Genomic DNA, 18,303 nt, shown 5'->3' on the forward strand with positions numbered 1-18,303 from the left:
TCACATCTGGGGCAGCGGCGAATCCATGTCATACAGCCGGGCGTGCAGGATGGTGCGGTTTCGCAGCGCCGCACGGACCGCGCGGTGCAGACCGTCCTCCAGATAGATGTCGCCGCGCCATCTCACCGCGTGCGGGAACAGGTCGCCGTAGAACGTCGAATCCTCCGACAGCAGTCGGTCCAGGGCCAGCACGGTCGTGGTGGTGACGATCTCGTCCAGCCGTAGCTGCCGAGGTGGGATGCGTGACCAGTCGCGGTAGGTCAACCCGTGTTCGGGGTACGGCTTGCCCTCGATGACACCTTTGAAGATCATCGCCGACCTGCCTCCGGGCTACCTGTACGCGGTCTTGGCAACGGCATGGTTGCCAAGGCTAGTACCCGCACCCGTCTGTCCGCACCAACTACGGAGTCGGTAAAGGTCCAGCTGGTCAGTAAAATAGATCAAGCGATCTGAGCTTGACGTCGACTCGAAGGGCAGGTGAACCGTGGGTAGTGCCGACGACCGTCGTTTCGAGGTGCTGCGCGCCATCGTTGCCGACTTCGTTGCCACCAAAGAGCCCATCGGCTCGAAGACTCTCGTCGAACGGCACAATCTCGGTGTGTCCAGCGCGACCGTGCGCAACGACATGGCGGTGTTGGAGGCCGAGGGCTACATCACCCAACCGCACACCAGCTCGGGCCGGGTGCCCACCGAGAAGGGGTACCGGGAGTTCGTCGACCGCATCGACAACGTCAAACCGCTGTCGTCGTCGGAGCGGCGCGCGATCCTCAACTTCCTGGAGTCCGGCGTCGACCTCGACGACGTGCTGCGTCGGGCCGTGCGGCTGCTGGCGCAACTGACCCGGCAGGTGGCCATCGTCCAATACCCGACACTGTCCACGTCGACGGTGCGCCACCTCGAGGTGGTGGCTCTGACCCCGGCCCGGCTGCTGCTGGTCGTCATCACCGACACCGGCCGGGTGGATCAGCGGATCGTGGAACTCGGCGACGCCATCGACGATCACCAGCTGTCCAAGCTGCGGGAGATGCTGGGCCAGGCACTCGAGGGCAAACCGCTGACTGCGGCGTCGGTCGCGGTGTCCGATCTCGCCAGCCAGCTCAACGGCAGCGGCGGCCTCGCCGACGCGGTCGGCCGCTCGGCCACCGTGCTGGTCGAGACACTCGTCGAGCACGTCGAGGAGCGGCTGCTGCTCGGCGGGACGGCCAACCTGACCCGCAACACCGCAGACTTCGGCGGTTCGCTGCGGTCGGTGCTCGAAGCGCTGGAGGAGCAGGTCGTGGTGTTGCGGCTGTTGGCCGCGCAGCAGGAGGCAGGCAAGGTGACGGTGCGCATCGGTCACGAGACCGAAGCCGAGCAGATGGTGGGGACGTCGGTGGTGAGTACCACCTACGGCAGTTCGGGCAAGGTGTACGGCGGCATGGGTGTGGTGGGACCCACTCGAATGGACTATCCGGGAACTATCGCTAATGTCGCTGCGGTTGCTCTCTACATAGGTGAAGTCTTAGGCAGCCGCTGAGCGGCATCTGAAAGGTCAGGCAAGGTCAGCGTGGCACGCGATTATTACGGCTTGCTCGGAGTGAGCAGTGGTGCGAGTGATTCGGAGATCAAGCGCGCCTATCGGCGGCTGGCCCGCGAACTGCATCCCGACGTCAATCCCGACGAGCAGGCCCAGGCTCGGTTCACCGAGATCCAGCTCGCCTACGAGGTGCTCAGCGATCCCGAGAAGCGCCGCATCGTGGACATGGGCGGGGATCCGTTGGAGTCGGTCGGCGGCGCGGCGAACGGCGGGTTCAGCGGCTTCGGTGGGCTCGGCGATGTGTTCGAGGCGTTCTTCGGCGGCGGCACCACGTCACGTGGTCCGATCGGCCGGGTCCGGCCGGGTGCGGATTCGCTCCTGCGGATGCGTCTGGACCTGGAGGAATGCGCCACCGGGGTGACCAAGCAGGTCACCGTCGACACCGCGGTGCTGTGCGACCTGTGCCAGGGCAAGGGGACCAACGGAAAATCCACCCCGGTCACGTGCGACACCTGTGGCGGACGCGGTGAGATCCAGACCGTGCAGAGGTCGCTGCTGGGTCAGGTCATGACAGCGCGTCCGTGTCCCGTGTGCGGCGGTGTCGGCGAGGTGATCCCGGATCCGTGCACCCGCTGCGGCGGAGACGGCCGCGTGCGCTCGCGGCGCGAGATCAGCGTCAAGATCCCGGCCGGTGTCGGCGACGGCATGCGGGTGCGGCTGGCAGCCCAGGGCGAGGTGGGCCCGGGTGGCGGCCCGGCAGGCGACCTGTATGTCGAGGTCCACGAAAAGCAACATCCCATCTTCGTGCGCGACGGGGACGACCTGCACTGCACGGTGTCCGTGCCGATGGTCGACGCCGCGTTGGGCACGACCGTCACCGTGACGGGCATCCTCGACGGCGACACCGAGATCACCGTCGCCGCAGGCACCCAACCCGGGGCGGTCACCACGCTGCGCGGGCACGGCATGCCGCATCTGCGCTCGGGCGTGCGCGGCGACCTGCACGCGCACGTCGACGTGGTGGTGCCGACGCGGCTCGATCACACCGACATCGAGCTGCTGACCAAGCTCAAGGAGAACCGCACCCGTGACACCGCCGAGGTGCGCTCGACGCAGTCGGCGTCGGCGACCGGGAACGGCGGACTGTTCAGCCGGCTGCGCGAGACGTTCTCCGGCCGCTGACGTCGTGGCACCGCTGTGACGAGGGCACTGTTCTACCTCGACGCGTTGCCCGCGGCCGGTGAGTTGGCACTGCTCGACGGTGACGAGGGCTTCCACGCGGCCAATGTGCGCCGCATCCGTACCGGGGAAGAGATCGACCTCGCCGACGGCGCGGGCACCCTGGCGCACTGTGTCGTCGAGGACACCGCCAAAGGGCGGTTGTCGGCGCGGGTGCTGCAGCGGTGCGTCGTCGCCGCCTCCAGCCCGCAGGTGACCATCGTGCAGGCGCTGCCCAAGTCCGACCGCTCCGAGTTGGCCGTGGAACTGGCCACCGAGGCCGGCGCGGACGCTTTCCTCGCCTGGCAGTCGGCCCGCTGCGTGGCCCGCTGGGACGGTCCGAAGGCCGACAAGGGTCTACGCCGGTGGGACGCGGTGGCTCGCGCGGCATCCCGCCAGTCCCGCCGGGCCCGCATCCCGACGGTCGACGGCGTGGTGTCGACGGCCGAGTTGACCCGGCGCGTCGCCGATGCGGTGGCCGGCGGTGCACTCGTGCTGGCGCTGCACGAGTCGGCGACCGCGCCGATCACCGAACTGGCTCTCGCTCAAGCCGATTCAGTGATGTTGATCGTCGGTCCGGAGGGCGGTATCGCCGACGAGGAGATCGCCGCGCTGACGGCGGCCGGAGCCAAGGCGGTACGGCTGGGGCCGACGGTGCTGCGCACGTCGACGGCCGCGGCGGTCGCGCTGGGTGCGATCGGTGCGCTCACTACCCGTTGGTCGCTGTAACCAGCGTGGATCAGTAGCCAGCCGCGGTTTTCGACTCGGCGGTGACACAGGTGGAATGCGATCAATTCCTGCCACCTGCCGATCAATTTCTGCCATCGGAATTAAGTCCCTGACCTGCGTGTTCTAACCATCAGACCGGCGATGAACACACCACCGGCCGACACCTCAGAAGACGAAGGGTCCGGGGATCACCATGAAGAAGTTCGGATTTGCCACCATGATCGCCAGTGGAATGGCCGCCGCGGTCCTGGGCTTGGCCGGCGCTGCGCAGGCGGACGTCAGCCACCACGACTGGCTGGACCAGATCGGCCCGCATGTGACCGTGCCGCAGGTCGACACCACCGTGCACCAGAGCCACTGACGCTCATCACTGATCGCAAAGGGCGCCCCGCTGGGGCGCCCTTTCCGTGTCGGCGCTGCTTATCCATTGGGACGGTGTCAGCGACCGGCGGTAAACTGGGCTGAGCAAACCATCCTGGAACTGCCATAACTCGACATCCGGAAGTAGGAACCAAACCCCACGTGACGCCCCGCGAGACAACAGCCGATTCCTCGGCCTCCACATCGGAATCGGTCCGCAGCAGCATCAGTGTTCAACCCGACATCATCGTGGGTCTGCTGGGTTCGGCTGACGGAAACCTGAGGGCACTCGAACGCCTGCTCGCCGCCGACATCCACGTGCGCGGCAACGAGATCACCTTTTCCGGCGAGCCCGCCGACGTCGCCTTGGCCGAACGTGTCGTCGCCGAGTTGGTGGCCGTGGTCTCCAGCGGACAGGCGGTGACCCCGGACGCGGTGCGCCACAGCGTCGCGATCCTCACCGGCACCGACGACGAGTCGCCCGCCGAGGTATTGACGCTGGACATCCTGGCCCGGCGCGGCAAGACCATCCGGCCCAAGACGCTCAACCAGAAGCGCTACGTCGACGCCATCGATGCCCACACCATCGTGTTCGGCATCGGTCCGGCAGGTACCGGCAAGACCTATCTGGCCATGGCCAAGGCCGTCAGTGCCCTGCAGACCAAGCAGGTCAGCCGCATCATCCTGACCCGGCCCGCGGTCGAAGCCGGTGAGCGCCTCGGCTTCCTGCCCGGCACCCTGAGCGAGAAGATCGACCCGTACCTGCGGCCGCTTTACGACGCCCTGCACGACATGATGGATCCCGAGCTGATCCCAAAGCTGATGAGCGCCGGGGTGATCGAGGTCGCGCCGCTGGCTTATATGCGGGGCCGGGCGCAGCCCTTGTTCACCAACGTGCTCACGCCTGACGGCTTCCGAGCGATCGGCGAGATCAAGGTCGGCGACTTCGTGATCGGCTCGGACGGTTCGCCCACCGAGGTGACGGGCGTCTACCCGCAGGGCTTCAAGGAGGTCTACCGGGTATACACGCAGGACGGCGCGTCGACGATGGCGTCCGGCGACCATCTGTGGGCTGTCTACACGGCTTCGGACCGACGGCGAAACAAGCCGGCTCGGGTGCTGGAGACCAAGGAGATGATCGGGAATCTCCGATCGGCCCACGCCCACCGCTACGAGCTGCCGCTGCTGAGTGCTCCGGTGACGTTCGAATCTCGGCCGGTGCCGATGGATCCGTACGCCCTGGGGTTGTTGTTGGGCGACGGATGCTTCTCCTCCCGCGCGACCCCGACCTTCGCGACCAAGGATCCGGAGCTGGCGGAAGCGCTCGAGGCCCTCGGCTTGTCCGGCAAGAAATCTGACTCCAAATTCGTCCCCGAGGACTATCTGTTCAACTCGGCCGATGTGCGCCTCGCGGTGTTGCAAGGTCTGCTCGATACCGACGGCGGTCCCGTCACCCAGCAGGGCCGCACATGCCGCATTCAGTACACGACAGTTTCCGATCAGCTGTGCGACAACGTGATCTTCCTCGTCGAGTCACTGGGTGGGGTTGTCTACCTACGCACGCGTGATGCCGACGGGCGCAAGCCCGGACTGGCCCGGGGGCGCGAGGTTCATCACCGTTCTGACGCCCACGTTCTCGACATCCGCCTACCTGCAGGCGTCGTACCGTTCCGGCTGTCGCGTAAGGCGGCGAAGTACGACGAGACGGGTGGCGGCCGGCCGATGCGGTTCATCGACCGCATCGAACCGGCGGGCACCACGGAAGCCGTGTGCATCAGCGTCGCGGCCCAGGACTCGCTCTACGTCACCGAGGACTTCCTACTCACCCACAACACCCTCAACGACGCGTTCATCATCCTCGACGAGGCGCAGAACACCACCGCCGAGCAGATGAAGATGTTCCTGACGCGGCTCGGGTTCGGATCCAAGGTCGTCGTCACCGGCGACATCACCCAGATGGACCTGCCCGGCGGCGCCACCTCCGGTTTGCGCGCGGCCATGACCATTCTCGACGGCATCGAGGACATCCACTTCGCCGAACTGACCAGCGCCGACGTGGTGCGCCACCGGCTGGTGTCGGAAATCGTCGACGCTTACGCACGACATGAGGAGCCGGCATTGCTGAACCGGGCCCAGCGCCGATCGTCCACCGGGCGGTCGCGGCGATGAGCATCGAGGTATCCAACGAGTCGGGCATCGACGTCTCGGAATCGGAACTGATCAGCGTCGCCCGGTTCGTCATCGAGAAGATGGATGTGCATCCGGCAGCCGAACTTTCGATGGTTTTGGTGGACAGCGCCGCGATGGCCGACCTGCACATGCGGTGGATGGACCTGCCCGGGCCCACCGACGTCATGAGCTTCCCGATGGACGAGCTGGAGCCCGGTGGCCGCCCGGATTCGCCCGAGCCCGGCCCGGCGATGCTGGGCGACATCGTGCTGTGCCCGGAGTTCGCCGAGCAACAGGCAGTCAAGGCCGGGCATTCGCTCGGCCAGGAGCTGGCATTGCTGACGGTTCACGGCGTGCTGCACCTGCTGGGCTACGACCACGCTGAGCCCGACGAGGAGAAAGAGATGTTCGCCCTGCAGCGCCAGCTCCTCGAGGAGTGGGTGGCCAACCAGGTGCAGGCCTATCACGACGACCGCCAGACGCAGAAGGATCAGCGCCTGCTGGACGAGTCCCGATACTTCGATGAATTCAACTGCGGCGACCAACCGTGAGCGGACTCGCCCCACTGCTCGGCGCCATCGCGCTGGTCGGGTTCGGCGGTCTGTTCGCAGCGATCGACGCGGCGTTGTCGACGGTGTCCATCGCCCGGATCGACGAACTGGTGCGCGAGGAGCGGCCCGGCGCTGTCCGGCTGGCCCGCGTGGTCGCGGAGCGTCCGCGCTACATCAATCTCGTGGTGCTGCTGCGTATTACGTGTGAAGTCTGTGCCACGGTGTTGTTGGTGGCGTACCTCGACGGTCATCTCGGCGTGAGCTGGGGCCTGGTGTCGGCGGCGGCCATCATGGTTGTCACGAGTTTCGTGGCCATCGGCGTCGGTCCGCGTACCGTCGGCCGGCAGAACGCGTACTCGATCGCGCTGGTGTCCGCGATTCCGCTGCAAGCGATTTCGGTGCTGCTGACGCCCATCAGCCGGCTGCTGGTGTTGATCGGTAACGCGCTCACGCCGGGCCGCGGGTTCCGCAACGGACCGTTCGCGTCCGAGATCGAGCTGCGCGAAGTGGTGGATCTGGCCCAGCAGCGCGGCGTGGTGGCCGACGAGGAACGCCGGATGATCCAGTCGGTGTTCGAGCTCGGTGACACACCGGCCCGCGAGGTGATGGTGCCCCGCACCGAGATGGTGTGGATCGAGAGCGACAAGTCGGCTGGGCAGGCCACCTCGCTGGCGGTGCGCAGCGGACATTCGCGGATGCCGGTGATCGGCGAGAACGTCGACGATGTCGTCGGCGTCGTCTACCTCAAAGACCTTGTCCAGCAGACCTATTACTCCACAAACGGGGGACGGGACACCACCGTGGCCCAGGTGATGCGTCCGGCGGTGTTCGTCCCCGATTCCAAACCGCTCGACGAACTGCTCAACGAAATGCAGCTGGCCCGCAACCACATGGCGCTGCTGGTCGATGAATACGGCGCGATCGCCGGGCTGGTCACCATTGAGGACGTGCTGGAGGAGATTGTCGGTGAGATCGCCGACGAGTACGACACCGACGAGGTGGCCCCCGTCGAAGACTTGGGCGACAAGCAGTTTCGGGTGTCGGCGCGGCTGCCCATCGAGGACCTGTGCGAACTGTACGACCTGGAGCCCGACGAGGACATGGACGTGGATACGGTCGGCGGCCTGCTCGCCCTGGAACTGGGCCGCGTCCCGCTGCCCGGTGCGGAGGTGAACTGGGGCCGGCTCCGGCTGTACGCCGAAGGCGGTCCCGATCACCGCGGCCGGGTGCGGATCAACACCGTGCTGGTGAGTCCGATCGAGACCGACGAAGACGAGCAAACCGCGGCCCGCGCGCGAGGAGGACAAGACTCAGATGACCGAACTTGATGCCGAGGACACCAAACTCGTGGTGCTCGCCCGTGGGGCGATGGGCCGCGCGGAGGCCTCGGAGGGCGCCGCGGTCCGCGATCTCGACGGCCGCACCTACGCCGGTGCGCCCGTGCAACTGGCGGCGCTGCAGTTGACGGCGCTGCAGTCGGCGGTCGCGGCCGCGGTGTCCAGTGGCGCTGCGGGGTTGGAGGCGGCGGTCCTGGTCGGCGGTTCGGCAGACGACGCCGGAGTGGCTGCGGTGCGGGAACTCTCAGGCGACGCTGCGGTGATCGTCACCGACCGGGCAGGAAATCCGGTATGAGCGACGAGCGCGAATTCCGGTCAGGCTTCGTCTGTTTCGTCGGCAGGCCCAACACCGGCAAGTCGACACTGACCAACGCTCTGGTGGGCAGCAAGGTCGCGATCACGTCGAACCGGCCGCAGACCACCCGGCACACCATCCGCGGCATCGTGCACCGCGAGGACTTCCAGATCATCCTGGTTGACACACCTGGTCTGCACCGGCCCCGCACCCTACTGGGCCAGCGGCTCAACGATCTGGTCAAGGACACCTACTCCGAGGTGGACGTGATCGGCTTGTGCATCCCCGCCGACGAGGCCATCGGGCCCGGAGACCGTTGGATTTACCAGCAGATCCGCGCCGTCGCACCGAAGACGACGCTGATCGCCATCGTCACCAAGATCGACAAGGTGCCCAAGGACCGAGTCGCCGCGCAGCTCATGGCGGTCAGTGAACTGGTCGGCCCGGACACCGAGATCGTCCCGGTGTCGGCGACCGCCAACGAACAACTCGATGTGCTCACCGATGTCCTCGTCTCCAAGCTGCCACCCGGACCGGCCTACTATCCCGACGGCGAATTGACCGATGAGCCCGAGGAAGTGCTCATGGCCGAGCTCATCCGCGAGGCCGCGCTGGAAGGTGTGCGCGACGAACTGCCGCACTCGCTGGCGGTGGTGATCGAGGACGTCGAGGAACGTGAGGGCCGCGACGATCTCATCGACGTGCACGCGATCCTCTACGTCGAACGCGACAGCCAGAAGGGCATCGTCATCGGCAAGGGCGGCGCGCGATTGCGCGAGGTCGGCACCGCGGCCCGCACCCAGATCGAAAAGCTGCTCGGCACAAAGGTTTATCTGGACCTGCGGGTCAAGATCGCGAAGAACTGGCAGCGTGACCCCAAACAGCTGGGGCGGCTCGGGTTCTGACGCTCAGAATCGGCTGAACACGCAGTGCGCGCTACCGCCGATCGGCTGTTCGACGACGACCTTGCCGTCGACGGTGATGCGGCAGCCCGGGCCGGGAGTGTCGCGACCGGGCGCGACGACCTGCAGCAACTGCACATCGGGTCCGACGGTCATGGTGCGCTGCCAAGGGATCTTGGTGTGATCAGGGACGTCTGCTCCCGAGGGATCGGTGACGATGTTGTACACCTCGCCGGATCCGGTGACCTCGAACAGCACCGTTGACCCGTTGGCGGACGCGCCGGGTGTGGGCACCGGCTGGGTGGCCTGCTTGCGCGACGCCGCGGCGGCATTGTCATTGAGCATTTGCTGGCGGAAGTCCGGTGTGACACAGATCGTGTCGCCGTCGAACGCCTCGCGCCACACGTAACCCTGGGCGCAACTCTGCGGGCCGTACGCGCCGTTGGGGTCCTTGTGCGCGCCGGGGTTGGCATTCTGCTGAAGTACCGTCGACCGTTCGTCCGGGGTGACGCAGACGGTGTCGCCGGTGCGAGCCTCCCGCCAGACGTAACCCTGGATGCAGGTGTCAGGTCCGTAGGGGAGGGGATCAGCTGCGGCCGGAACCGGGATGACGACGGCCGTGCCGATGACCGCAGCCGCAGCTGATCGAGTGAGATTCCTGATTGCCATGGGAGCCTCCAGATGCTTGGGGAACGCGGACCGGCGGCTGTCGGTCGCCTGGCATCAGGCTAGGAAGATCCTGTGTGGCGCGGATAGAGTAGGCGACTACTCGATCCTTTGCTCACCGCGGCGAAGGCGCTTGAGAACTCAGGTGAGTGCGTTGACTGCCGCAGCCGCCAGCGACGCATCCCGGGTGTCGGTGACGTCCTCGATGACCTTCACCGGGCGGTCCTCCGGCGTGTTCCACCACGGCACGGGTTGCCGTGCCGCCCAATCGTTGAGGGCCTCCAACTCGGCGGCCAGCGAGATCAGAAGCGGCTCACTGTGCGCGGGGCCCATCAGTTGCACTCCGATGGGCAGCCCGTCGGAGGTGAATCCGGCCGGAACATTGATCGCCGGCCAACCCAACAGGTTCCATGGCCACGTCAGTGGGCAGTACCGGATGGCGCTGCGTTCGGTGGCGGCCCATCCGCGCCGGTCGAACTCATGGGTCAGGGGCGGCGGCTGCGCGGTGGTGGGCGCGATGATGACGTCGACGAGATTGAAGATCCAGCCGATGCGGCGCCGAACTTCTGCCTCGTGGGCCCGTGCCTTACGCAACACGTCCTGGGACAGCAGCCGGCCGATGCGCATGTTCATCACCGTGCGCTCGTCGTAGTCCACTGCGAGGTCGTGGTCGCCCAGTCGCTCGGCCCAGTCCAGCAACCCGGCGGTGGAGCGGGAGAGGAAGTCCCATGACATTCGCAGGCTGTAGCTGGGGTCTCTGCGGACGACGCTGTGGCCCAGCTGGTCGAGTTGCTCGGCGACGGTCTGCAACGCAGCGAGGATCTCCGGGTCCAGCTTGGCCCGCACCCCGGTGAACGGAAATGCCGTCGACATCGCCACCCGCAGCGGCCCGGGTGCCTGCCCCACATGGTCGGCGGCTTGCACAGCGGGTGGTTGGTGCAGATCACCGGGGGCATTACCGGACGCGGCGTCGAGCACCAGCGCCGCGTCGGTGACCGTCCGGGCCAGCACCCCGTGCACGGTGATGCCGTTGAACGCCTCGGGTAGCGGCCAGGTGGAGATCCGCCCGCGCTGCGGTTTGATGCCGACCAGATGAGTCCACGCGGCGGGGATGCGGACGCTGCCTGCGCCGTCCGAGCCGATGGCGGCGCTGACCAGTCCGGCGGCGACGGCCGCTGCGCTGCCGCCAGACGAGCCGCCCGCACTGTGTTTGCGCGACCAGGGATTGCGGGTGTGCCCGAATGCCGGTCCGCCGGTGAACGGCCATTGCCCGAGCTCGCAGGTGTTGGTCTTGCCGACGATGACCGCGCCGGCCTCCTTGAGGCGACGCACCACCTCGGCGTCGGCGGTGGCCGGGGCAACCTCTGCGTCGGTCCCGAACCGGGTGGGCACCCCGGCGATGTCGACGTCGTCTTTGACCGCGATGGGAATTCCCAACAGCGGCAGTTGTTTACCGGCCGCGCGTTTGCGGTCGGCGGCGTCGGCGTCGGCCATTGCCTGCTCGGCCAGCACGACCCGGAACGCGTTGAGGGTGGACTGGCTCGCGGCGATGGCATGCAGTGACCGCTGCACCAGTTGCTCGGATGTGACGGCGCCACTGGCGAGTTGGTACAGCTGGCTGACGAGAGTAGGGAAGACCGGAGAGGTCGCGTCGGTGGCCGTGGATTTTCCCATCGCTTTGAAGGATATCGGCGGTGCGTTCCGAAATCTGTCGGGCCACGATGAGAGACTGTCACGATGCGGCTGTACCGGGACCGGGCGGTGGTGCTGCGCCAGCACAAGCTCGGCGAGGCCGACCGGATTGTCACCCTGCTCACCCGCGACCATGGCTTGGTGCGCGCGGTGGCCAAGGGGGTGCGGCGTACCCGCAGTAAGTTCGGGGCCCGGCTGGAGCCGTTCGCTCACATCGATGTTCAGCTGCATCCCGGCCGCAATCTCGACATCGTCACCCAGGTCCAGGCCATCGACGCGTTCGCCGCCGACATCGTCAGTGATTACGGTCGCTACACCTGCGCGTGCGCCATGTTGGAGACCGCCGAACGGTTGGCCGGCGAGGAGCGGGCGCCCATGCCCGCGCTGCACCGCTTGACGGTGGCGGCGCTGCGGGCGGTTGCCGACGGCTCCCGGGCTCGCGAGCTGGTGCTCGATTCCTATCTGCTGCGGGCGATGGGGGTGGCCGGCTGGGCGCCGGCGCTGACCGAATGTGCCCGCTGTGCCGCGCCCGGCCCGCACCGCGCGTTCCACGTCGCTGCCGGCGGCAGCGTCTGCGTGCACTGCAGGCCCAGCGGATCGTCCACGCCGCCGCAGGCGGTACTCGAACTGATGGCGGCGCTGCACGACGGCGACTGGGAATATGCCGAGACGACGACGTCAGGGCACCGCAGCCAGGCCAGCGGGCTCATCGCCGCGCATCTGCAGTGGCACCTGGAACGTCAGCTGCGGACATTGCCTCTTGTGGAACGGGCCTACCGCGTGGATCGGACGGTCGCCGACCGCCGGGCCGCGCTGGTCGGGCAGGATATGGCACATGGCATTCAAACGGGGCAAGACGACCTACCCGCAGCTGCCCCCGGCGCCTGACGACTATCCGGTCTTCCCGGATACGTCGACGTGGCCGGTGGTCTTCCCGGAATTGCCGTCCAACACCAACGGCCGTTTCTCGCGCCCGCCGCAGCACACGTCCAAGGCGTCCGCGCCGCTGATTCCGGCCGACCAGGTGCCCAACCATGTCGCGGTGGTGATGGACGGGAACGGTCGGTGGGCCACCCAGCGTGGCCTCGGCCGTACCGAGGGGCACAAGATGGGCGAGGCGGTTTTGATCGACATCACCTGTGGCGCCATCGAACTCGGTATCAAGCACCTCAGCGTGTATGCGTTCTCCACGGAGAACTGGAAGCGCAGCACCGAGGAAGTCCGGTTCTTGATGGGCTTCAACCGCGAGGTGGTGCGCCGCCGCCGGGAGAACCTGGACGCGATGGGGGTGAACATGCGCTGGGTCGGCTCGCGGCCCAAGATGTGGCGCAGCGTCATCAAAGAGTTCGACATCGCCGAGCAGATGACCGTCGGCAACGACGTCATCACCGTCAATTATTGCGTGAACTACGGCGGCCGCACCGAGATCGTGGAGGCGGCACAGGCGTTGGCCCAGGAAGCGGCCGACGGCAAGATCAATCCGAGCCGCATCAGCGAGGCCTCTTTCGCCAAGCACCTGCACCGGCCCGACATCCCCGACGTCGACCTGTTCATCCGCACGTCAGGGGAACAGCGGGCCAGCAACTTCCTGCTGTGGCAGGCCGCGTACGCCGAGTTCGTGTTCCAGGACAAGCTGTGGCCCGACTACGACCGTCGCGATCTGTGGGCGGCCTGCGAGGAGTACGTCAACCGCAACCGGCGCTTCGGTAGGGCCGAATGACCAGCCTGCTGCAGCAGTTGGCCTCCGCGCTCGGTGAGGTGATGTCCGTCGTCGAGGAGGAGGACGACGCCCTGACCGTCACCGTCGACGGATCGGTCGCCTCGGTGCGGGTCGTCACCATCGCCGAAGGACTGGAGATGGTGTCGCTGACCCAGCCGCTGGCGTGGGACCTGCCGCTCAACAACAAGATTCGTGAACGGGTGGCCGGCCACGCCAGCCGCACCATGCTGGGTTCGGTGGTCCTGGTGGAGAAGTTGGTCACCACGCCCGCCAACGGCGCGACGCCGAAGGGGTCGGTGCGCAAGAGCCCCGCGAAGAAGGTCGCTGACGTGATGCTGCGTTACAACTTCCCGGCAGCCGGGCTCACCGACGACGCTCTGCGCACGCTGATCCTGATGGTGTTGGCGACGGGCGCGGACGTGCGTCGCGACCTCATGTCATGACGGTTCTCCACATCGTTGCGGCCGTCGTCCTCGATGAGCGCAACCAGGTGCTGGTCGTCCGCAAGCGGGGCACCTCGTCGTTCATGCAGCCCGGCGGCAAGATCGAGCCGGGGGAGCAGCCCTTGGCTGCGCTCGGCCGCGAGGTCGACGAGGAACTCGGCGCCCGGTTCGATCCGGCGACGGCGCGTCCCCTCGGGCGCTACACCGCCACCGCCGCCAACGAACCCGGCCATACCGTCGATGCGCACCTCTACCTGGTCAGCCTCGATCGCGAACCGCATCCCGCGGCCGAGATCGAGGAGATGGCCTGGATCGACCCGCACGACCCCGGCGACATCGAACTGGCGCCGTTGACACGGCAGACCGTACTGGCGTTGGCGCGCGACTCGGTCTAGTGGAGACGGGGCGGGAACGTGTGGCCGTGGGTAGGGGAACCCCTACCGTCAACACGCGGGTGTACTGGATGGGAGTGGGCCCGCGAAGTGCCTAGCGTCGAGAGCATGAGCACCGCTCCTGCGCCGGCCCATGCGGCGCAGCCGGAACGAGTCGGCGTCCTCCGTCAGCTCCGCATCGACACCGGCTACATCTTGCTCGGATTCCCGCTCGCCATCGCGAGTTGCAGTGTCGCCGTGACCGGGCTGTCGACGGGCCTCGGCACGCTGGTCATCCTCGTCGGCCTCCCCGTTCTCGCCGGCACGCTGTTCGTCGCGCGCTTCTTCGCCGACGTCGAGCGGTGGCGCATTCCTGCCGTGCTGCGTCGGCCGCGCACCCGGCCGAACTACCGGACACCCGAACCGGGTGCCGGCGTCTGGAAACGGATCCTCAACCCGCTCACCCAGATCCAGTTCTGGCTCGACCTCGCGCACGGCATCCTGTATTTCCCGATCGCGGTGACGACGTTCTGCATCGTGGTGAGCTGGTGGGCGGTGGCGATCGGCGGCACGTTGACCGTCGCGTGGGATTGGAGCATCCCGCGTGGCCCGCACAATCAGTCGCTCGCTCAGCTGATCGGGCTCGGCGACGGCACCTTTGCGCGGGTCGGCCTGCAGACTGCCATCGGCGTGGTCTGCCTGATCAGCCTGCCATTCGTGGTGCGGGGCTGCGCGCTCATGTCGGCAGGCTTCAGCCGTCTGCTGCTGACCGGTGTGGCCGAGATGCGGCAGACGATCAGCGTGCTGACGGAGCAGAAAGCCGCCGCAGCCTCGGCCGAGGCAATCTCGCTGCGCCGGCTGGAACGGGATATCCATGACGGACCCCAACAGCGACTCGTACGTCTCGCGATGGATCTGAGCCGCGCCCGTCAGCAGCTGGACAGGGATCCGGCGGCGCTGCGACAGACGCTCGACGAGGCGCTCGGACAAACCCAGGAGACCTTGGACGAGCTGCGCGCGCTGTCGCGCGGCATCGCGCCGCCGGTGCTCACCGACCGTGGGCTTCCCAGTGCGCTGGCCGCGCTGGCAGTTCGGTGCACTGTCCCGGTCGAGCTCGTCATCGACCCCGACCTGGGCACCCCTGCCGGTCGGCTCGATGCCGCGGTGGAGACTGCTGCCTATTTCTCTGTCGCCGAGGCGCTGACCAATGTCGCCAAGCACAGCGGCGCCGCGAATTGCTGGGTCACCGTGGCGCATGGGCCTGGTCGGCTCGGCGTCGAGATCGTCGACGACGGCGACGGCGGTGCACATGTGGCCAAAGGCCACGGCTTGTCCGGCCTGGCCGACCGGGTGCGGGCGGTCGGCGGTGCGTTGAGCGTGGTCAGCCCTGCGGGTGGACCGACGACGATCGGGGTGGAGATGCCGTGTTGAGAGTCGTGGTCGCCGACGATGCCGTGCTGCTGCGGGAGGGCCTGATCCGGCTGCTGACCGAGAACGGCCATGACGTCGTCGCCGCGGTAGGTGATGGGCCGTCGCTGGTGCGGGCGATCGAAGAGCACCGGCCGGATGTCTCGGTGGTGGATGTCCGGATGCCGCCGTCACATACCGACGAGGGTCTGCGCGCCGCGGTCGAGGCGCGTCGGCGGGTGCCCCGTTCGCCTGTGCTCGTGTTGTCCCAGTACGTCGAGGTTTCGTATGCCGATGATTTGCTGGCCGACGGGGCCGGTGCGATCGGCTATCTGCTCAAAGACCGGGTCGCGGCGATCGACGATTTCCTCGACGCGGTGCACCGGGTGGCCTCGGGTGGCACGGTGTTCGATCCGGACGTCGTGGGCCAGCTGCTGGTACGACGCCGTCGCGACGACCCGCTGAGGCAGATGACCGAGCGGGAACAAGCGGTGCTCGCGCTGATGGCCGAGGGCCGATCCAATACGAGTATCGCCCGCACACTGATGATCAGTCACGGTGCGGTGGAGAAGCACATCGGCTCCATATTCGCCAAGCTCACGTTGCCGCCCGACCACGAACAGAATCGCCGGGTTCTCGCTGTGCTGGCATATCTGCGCTGCTAGTCGGCCGACCCGCCGCACTCCCCACACACCCCGAAGATCTCGATGGTGTGGCTGATGTCGGAGAACCCGTGCTCGCGGGCGACCTCGGCGGCCCAGGATTCCACGTCACCACCGGAGACCTCGACCGTCGAGCCGCAGGTGCGGCACACCAGGTGGTGGTGATGGTGCTCCGAGCAGCGGCGGTACACCGATTCGCCGGTGTCGGTACGCAGGGTGTCGACGACGCCTGCCGTGGCCATCGTCTGCAGCGTGCGGTACACCGTGGTCAGGCCGATGCCCTCGCCGCGCCGGCGCAGCTCGTCATGAAGCTCCTGAGCGGAGCGGAAGCCCTCGGTCTCGTTGAGCAATTCGGCGATCGCCGCCCGTTGCCGGGTGGACCGGACCGCGCCCGTCACCGCCGGTCCTCGCAGGCGTGGGCGACCGCGTCGACGACGATGTGGGCCAGGTGGTGGTCGACGAGGCGGTAGAGCACCTCACGGCCGGCCCGCTCACTGGACACCACGCCGGCCTGCTTGAGGATCCTCAGGTGCTGACTGACGAGGGGTTGCGGCACGTCGAGGGCGTCGACCAGCTCGTGGACACAGCGCCCCGACTGCTGTAGCTGCAGCACGATCGCGATGCGTACCGGCGCGGCCAGCGCGCGCAGCAGTTCGCCGGCGGTGTCGAGCACGTGGCGCGGCGGCAGTTCCGGTGCCGGGACGCCGGCGTGATCGTGCTCCGCGTCGTGATCGGCGTGGGGATCCGGGGGCGTAGTATCGGCGAAGTTGGAAACGGTTTTCATTAACCGCCAGAATACATGCACGGAATCGCATGTCAACAGTTCCGGCGGATTATCGGTGCTCGTGGCGGTATCGCTAGTCTGTTGCACCGTGGCATCCATCATCGACACCGTTGCGAACCTGGCCAAACGCCGTGGTCTGGTCTATCAGTCCGGCGAAATCTACGGCGGCACGAAGTCCGCCTGGGATTACGGGCCACTTGGTGTCGAGCTCAAGGAGAACATCAAGCGGCAGTGGTGGAAATCGGTCGTCACGTCCCGAGATGATGTTGTCGGCCTGGACTCCGCCATCATCCTGCCCCGGCAGGTGTGGGTGGCCTCCGGCCACGTCGACGTGTTCAACGATCCGCTCGTGGAGTGCTTGAACTGCCACAAGCGCCACCGCCAGGACCACATGCAAGAGGCCTATGCCCTGAAGAAGGGCATCGACGACCCGGACTCCGTGCCGATGGACGAGATCGTCTGCCCGGACTGCGGCACCAAGGGTCAGTGGACCGAGCCGCGTGACTTCAACATGATGCTCAAGACGTACCTCGGCCCGATCGAGAGCGAGGAGGGTCTGCATTACCTGCGGCCCGAGACCGCGCAGGGCATCTTCGTCAACTTCGCCAACGTGGTGACCACCGCGCGCAAGAAGCCGCCGTTCGGCATCGGCCAGATCGGCAAGAGCTTCCGCAACGAGATCACGCCCGGCAACTTCATCTTCCGCACGCGCGAATTCGAACAGATGGAGATGGAGTTCTTCGTCGAGCCCTCCACCGCAGGCGAATGGCACAAGTACTGGATCGACACCCGGCTGCAGTGGTACATCGACCTGGGCATCCACCCGGAGAACCTGCGCCTCTACGAGCACCCGCTGGAGAAGCTGTCGCACTACAGCGCAGGCACCACCGACATCGAGTACAAGTTCGGTTTCGCGGGCAATCCGTGGGGTGAGCTGGAAGGCATCGCCAACCGCACCAACTTCGATTTGTCCACGCACGCAGAGCATTCCGGCACCGACCTGTCGTTCTACGACCAGGCCACCGACACCCGTTACGTCCCGTACGTGATCGAGCCGGCAGCCGGCCTGACCCGTTCGCTGATGGCGTTCCTGGTCGACTCGTACACCGAGGACGAGGCGCCCAACGCCAAGGGCGGCGTGGACAAGCGCACGGTGCTCAAGCTCGATCCGCGGCTGGCCCCAGTCAAGGCCGCGGTGCTGCCGCTGTCACGGCATGCCGACCTGTCGCCCAAGGCCCGCGACCTGGCCGCCGAGCTGCGCAAGAGCTGGAATGTCGAGTTCGACGACGCCGGGGCCATCGGCCGTCGCTACCGCCGCCAGGACGAGATCGGCACGCCGTACTGCGTGACCGTCGACTTCGACACACTCGAGGACGGCGCGGTGACCATCCGCGAGCGTGACGCCATGACCCAGGAGCGCGTGGCGCTGGACAAGGTGTCCGACTACCTCGCGGTGCGCCTCAAGGGCTGCTGACTTTCCC

Annotated in this window: 20 protein-coding genes and 3 pseudogenes; 18 read left to right on the plus strand and 5 right to left on the minus strand. The window is 67.1% G+C overall.

The features are described from left to right. Window positions 1-312 carry a type II toxin-antitoxin system VapB family antitoxin gene (locus BST13_RS00940; RefSeq protein ID WP_064942496.1) on the minus strand — a complete coding sequence of 104 codons (312 nt, stop codon included), beginning with the start codon at window positions 310-312 and terminating at the stop codon, window positions 1-3. A gap of 172 nt (window positions 313-484) precedes the next feature. On the opposite strand from BST13_RS00940, the gene hrcA reads away from it, so the two are divergent. The 11 genes and pseudogenes from hrcA (at window position 485) to era (ending at window position 9,080) form a co-directional block, all read left to right on the plus strand. Further along, entirely contained in the window at window positions 485-1,516 is a 1,032-nt protein-coding gene (gene hrcA / locus BST13_RS00945; protein WP_083159693.1) for a heat-inducible transcriptional repressor HrcA, read from the plus strand. 30 nt (window positions 1,517-1,546) lie between these two features. Beyond that, complete coding sequence (gene dnaJ / locus BST13_RS00950; RefSeq protein ID WP_083159695.1) at window positions 1,547-2,698, plus strand: molecular chaperone DnaJ; 1,152 nt, start codon at window positions 1,547-1,549, stop codon at window positions 2,696-2,698. A 15-nt stretch (window positions 2,699-2,713) separates the two neighbouring features. Next, window positions 2,714-3,463, plus strand: coding sequence for a 16S rRNA (uracil(1498)-N(3))-methyltransferase (locus BST13_RS00955; RefSeq protein WP_083159697.1), 750 nt, complete (start codon window positions 2,714-2,716; stop codon window positions 3,461-3,463). Window positions 3,464-3,656: 193 nt separating this feature from the next. Next, the gene (locus BST13_RS38135) at window positions 3,657-3,824 is read left to right on the plus strand and encodes a hypothetical protein (RefSeq protein ID WP_095533360.1); all 168 of its coding nucleotides are present in this window, start codon (window positions 3,657-3,659) and stop codon (window positions 3,822-3,824) included. 161 nt (window positions 3,825-3,985) lie between these two features. Beyond that, window positions 3,986-4,696: pseudogene (locus tag BST13_RS39585) on the plus strand (PhoH family protein); the annotation flags it as partial. 351 nt (window positions 4,697-5,047) lie between these two features. Further along, window positions 5,048-5,392, plus strand: a pseudogene (locus tag BST13_RS39590) (LAGLIDADG family homing endonuclease); the annotation flags it as partial. A 264-nt stretch (window positions 5,393-5,656) separates the two neighbouring features. Continuing rightward, window positions 5,657-5,992 (plus strand): annotated as a pseudogene (locus BST13_RS39595) (PhoH family protein); the annotation flags it as partial. Beyond that, window positions 5,989-6,543, plus strand: coding sequence for an rRNA maturation RNase YbeY (gene ybeY, locus BST13_RS00965; RefSeq protein WP_062827298.1), 555 nt, complete (start codon window positions 5,989-5,991; stop codon window positions 6,541-6,543). The pseudogene BST13_RS39595 and the gene ybeY, both read left to right, overlap by 4 nt. Further along, window positions 6,540-7,871 carry a hemolysin family protein gene (locus tag BST13_RS00970; RefSeq protein ID WP_083159701.1) on the plus strand — a complete coding sequence of 444 codons (1,332 nt, stop codon included), beginning with the start codon at window positions 6,540-6,542 and terminating at the stop codon, window positions 7,869-7,871. Before ybeY ends, BST13_RS00970 begins: the two co-directional genes overlap by 4 nt. Beyond that, window positions 7,858-8,175 (plus strand): cytidine deaminase, encoded by a 318-nt coding sequence (locus tag BST13_RS00975; RefSeq protein WP_083159703.1) that lies wholly within the window; start codon window positions 7,858-7,860, stop codon window positions 8,173-8,175. The genes BST13_RS00970 and BST13_RS00975 overlap by 14 nt, the downstream gene beginning before the upstream one ends. Next, a complete protein-coding gene (gene era, locus BST13_RS00980; RefSeq protein ID WP_083159705.1) occupies window positions 8,172-9,080 on the plus strand; it encodes a GTPase Era in 909 nt (302 codons plus the stop codon). The genes BST13_RS00975 and era overlap by 4 nt, the downstream gene beginning before the upstream one ends. Window positions 9,081-9,083: 3 nt before the next feature. On the opposite strand, the gene BST13_RS00985 is transcribed toward era, so the two are convergent. Beyond that, on the minus strand, window positions 9,084-9,746 hold the full coding sequence (locus BST13_RS00985) for a hypothetical protein (RefSeq protein ID WP_083159707.1): 663 nt from the start codon (window positions 9,744-9,746) through the stop codon (window positions 9,084-9,086). A gap of 138 nt (window positions 9,747-9,884) precedes the next feature. Beyond that, complete coding sequence (locus BST13_RS00990; protein WP_083159709.1) at window positions 9,885-11,417, minus strand: amidase; 1,533 nt, start codon at window positions 11,415-11,417, stop codon at window positions 9,885-9,887. Window positions 11,418-11,480: 63 nt separating this feature from the next. Here BST13_RS00990 and recO point away from each other — a divergent pair, with 63 nt between their 5' ends. The 6 genes from recO (at window position 11,481) to BST13_RS01020 (ending at window position 16,041) form a co-directional block, all read left to right on the plus strand. Continuing rightward, on the plus strand, window positions 11,481-12,323 hold the full coding sequence (recO, locus tag BST13_RS00995; protein WP_083159710.1) for a DNA repair protein RecO: 843 nt from the start codon (window positions 11,481-11,483) through the stop codon (window positions 12,321-12,323). After that, window positions 12,271-13,155, plus strand: coding sequence for a decaprenyl diphosphate synthase (locus BST13_RS01000; RefSeq protein ID WP_083159712.1), 885 nt, complete (start codon window positions 12,271-12,273; stop codon window positions 13,153-13,155). The genes recO and BST13_RS01000 overlap by 53 nt, the downstream gene beginning before the upstream one ends. Next, window positions 13,152-13,598: a hypothetical protein gene (locus BST13_RS01005; protein WP_083159714.1), complete on the plus strand. Its 447-nt coding sequence runs from the start codon at window positions 13,152-13,154 to the stop codon at window positions 13,596-13,598. The genes BST13_RS01000 and BST13_RS01005 overlap by 4 nt, the downstream gene beginning before the upstream one ends. Next, entirely contained in the window at window positions 13,595-13,993 is a 399-nt protein-coding gene (locus BST13_RS01010) for an NUDIX hydrolase (RefSeq protein ID WP_083159716.1), read from the plus strand. Before BST13_RS01005 ends, BST13_RS01010 begins: the two co-directional genes overlap by 4 nt. Before the next feature lie 105 nt (window positions 13,994-14,098). Next, the gene (locus BST13_RS01015; protein ID WP_083159718.1) at window positions 14,099-15,400 is read left to right on the plus strand and encodes a sensor histidine kinase; all 1,302 of its coding nucleotides are present in this window, start codon (window positions 14,099-14,101) and stop codon (window positions 15,398-15,400) included. After that, complete coding sequence (locus BST13_RS01020) at window positions 15,397-16,041, plus strand: response regulator transcription factor (protein WP_083160048.1); 645 nt, start codon at window positions 15,397-15,399, stop codon at window positions 16,039-16,041. Before BST13_RS01015 ends, BST13_RS01020 begins: the two co-directional genes overlap by 4 nt. Here the strand turns inward: BST13_RS01020 and BST13_RS01025 are convergent. Together BST13_RS01025 and BST13_RS01030 are read right to left on the minus strand one after the other, a co-directional pair. After that, a complete protein-coding gene (locus BST13_RS01025) occupies window positions 16,038-16,436 on the minus strand; it encodes a Fur family transcriptional regulator (RefSeq protein WP_062827306.1) in 399 nt (132 codons plus the stop codon). The two genes, BST13_RS01020 and BST13_RS01025, sit on opposite strands and share 4 nt — an antisense overlap. After that, the gene (locus tag BST13_RS01030) at window positions 16,433-16,822 is read right to left on the minus strand and encodes an ArsR/SmtB family transcription factor (protein WP_083159720.1); all 390 of its coding nucleotides are present in this window, start codon (window positions 16,820-16,822) and stop codon (window positions 16,433-16,435) included. The genes BST13_RS01025 and BST13_RS01030 overlap by 4 nt, the downstream gene beginning before the upstream one ends. Before the next feature lie 88 nt (window positions 16,823-16,910). Between BST13_RS01030 and BST13_RS01035 the strand changes: the two genes are divergently transcribed. After that, the gene (locus BST13_RS01035; RefSeq protein WP_083159722.1) at window positions 16,911-18,296 is read left to right on the plus strand and encodes a glycine--tRNA ligase; all 1,386 of its coding nucleotides are present in this window, start codon (window positions 16,911-16,913) and stop codon (window positions 18,294-18,296) included. Window positions 18,297-18,303: the final 7 nt, after the last annotated feature.

The sequence above is a fragment of the Mycobacterium aquaticum genome (assembly GCF_002086485.1).
Classification (GTDB): Bacteria; Actinomycetota; Actinomycetes; order Mycobacteriales; family Mycobacteriaceae; genus Mycobacterium; species Mycobacterium aquaticum.

Bases quoted from the DNA above. Each gene is read 5' to 3' on its own strand.
- BST13_RS00940 (WP_064942496.1), bottom strand. From the start codon at position 312: ATGATCTTCAAAGGTGTCATCGAGGGCAAGCCGTACCCCGAACACGGG.
- BST13_RS01030 (WP_083159720.1), bottom strand. From the start codon at position 16,822: ATGAAAACCGTTTCCAACTTCGCCGATACTACGCCCCCGGATCCCCAC.
- BST13_RS00985 (WP_083159707.1), bottom strand. From the start codon at position 9,746: ATGGCAATCAGGAATCTCACTCGATCAGCTGCGGCTGCGGTCATCGGC.
- BST13_RS01015 (WP_083159718.1), top strand. From the start codon at position 14,099: ATGAGCACCGCTCCTGCGCCGGCCCATGCGGCGCAGCCGGAACGAGTC.
- BST13_RS00975 (WP_083159703.1), top strand. From the start codon at position 7,858: ATGACCGAACTTGATGCCGAGGACACCAAACTCGTGGTGCTCGCCCGT.
- BST13_RS38135 (WP_095533360.1), top strand. From the start codon at position 3,657: ATGAAGAAGTTCGGATTTGCCACCATGATCGCCAGTGGAATGGCCGCC.
- BST13_RS00990 (WP_083159709.1), bottom strand. From the start codon at position 11,417: ATGGGAAAATCCACGGCCACCGACGCGACCTCTCCGGTCTTCCCTACT.
- ybeY (WP_062827298.1), top strand. From the start codon at position 5,989: ATGAGCATCGAGGTATCCAACGAGTCGGGCATCGACGTCTCGGAATCG.
- era (WP_083159705.1), top strand. From the start codon at position 8,172: ATGAGCGACGAGCGCGAATTCCGGTCAGGCTTCGTCTGTTTCGTCGGC.
- BST13_RS01000 (WP_083159712.1), top strand. From the start codon at position 12,271: ATGGCATTCAAACGGGGCAAGACGACCTACCCGCAGCTGCCCCCGGCG.
- BST13_RS01005 (WP_083159714.1), top strand. From the start codon at position 13,152: ATGACCAGCCTGCTGCAGCAGTTGGCCTCCGCGCTCGGTGAGGTGATG.
- BST13_RS01010 (WP_083159716.1), top strand. From the start codon at position 13,595: ATGACGGTTCTCCACATCGTTGCGGCCGTCGTCCTCGATGAGCGCAAC.
- recO (WP_083159710.1), top strand. From the start codon at position 11,481: ATGCGGCTGTACCGGGACCGGGCGGTGGTGCTGCGCCAGCACAAGCTC.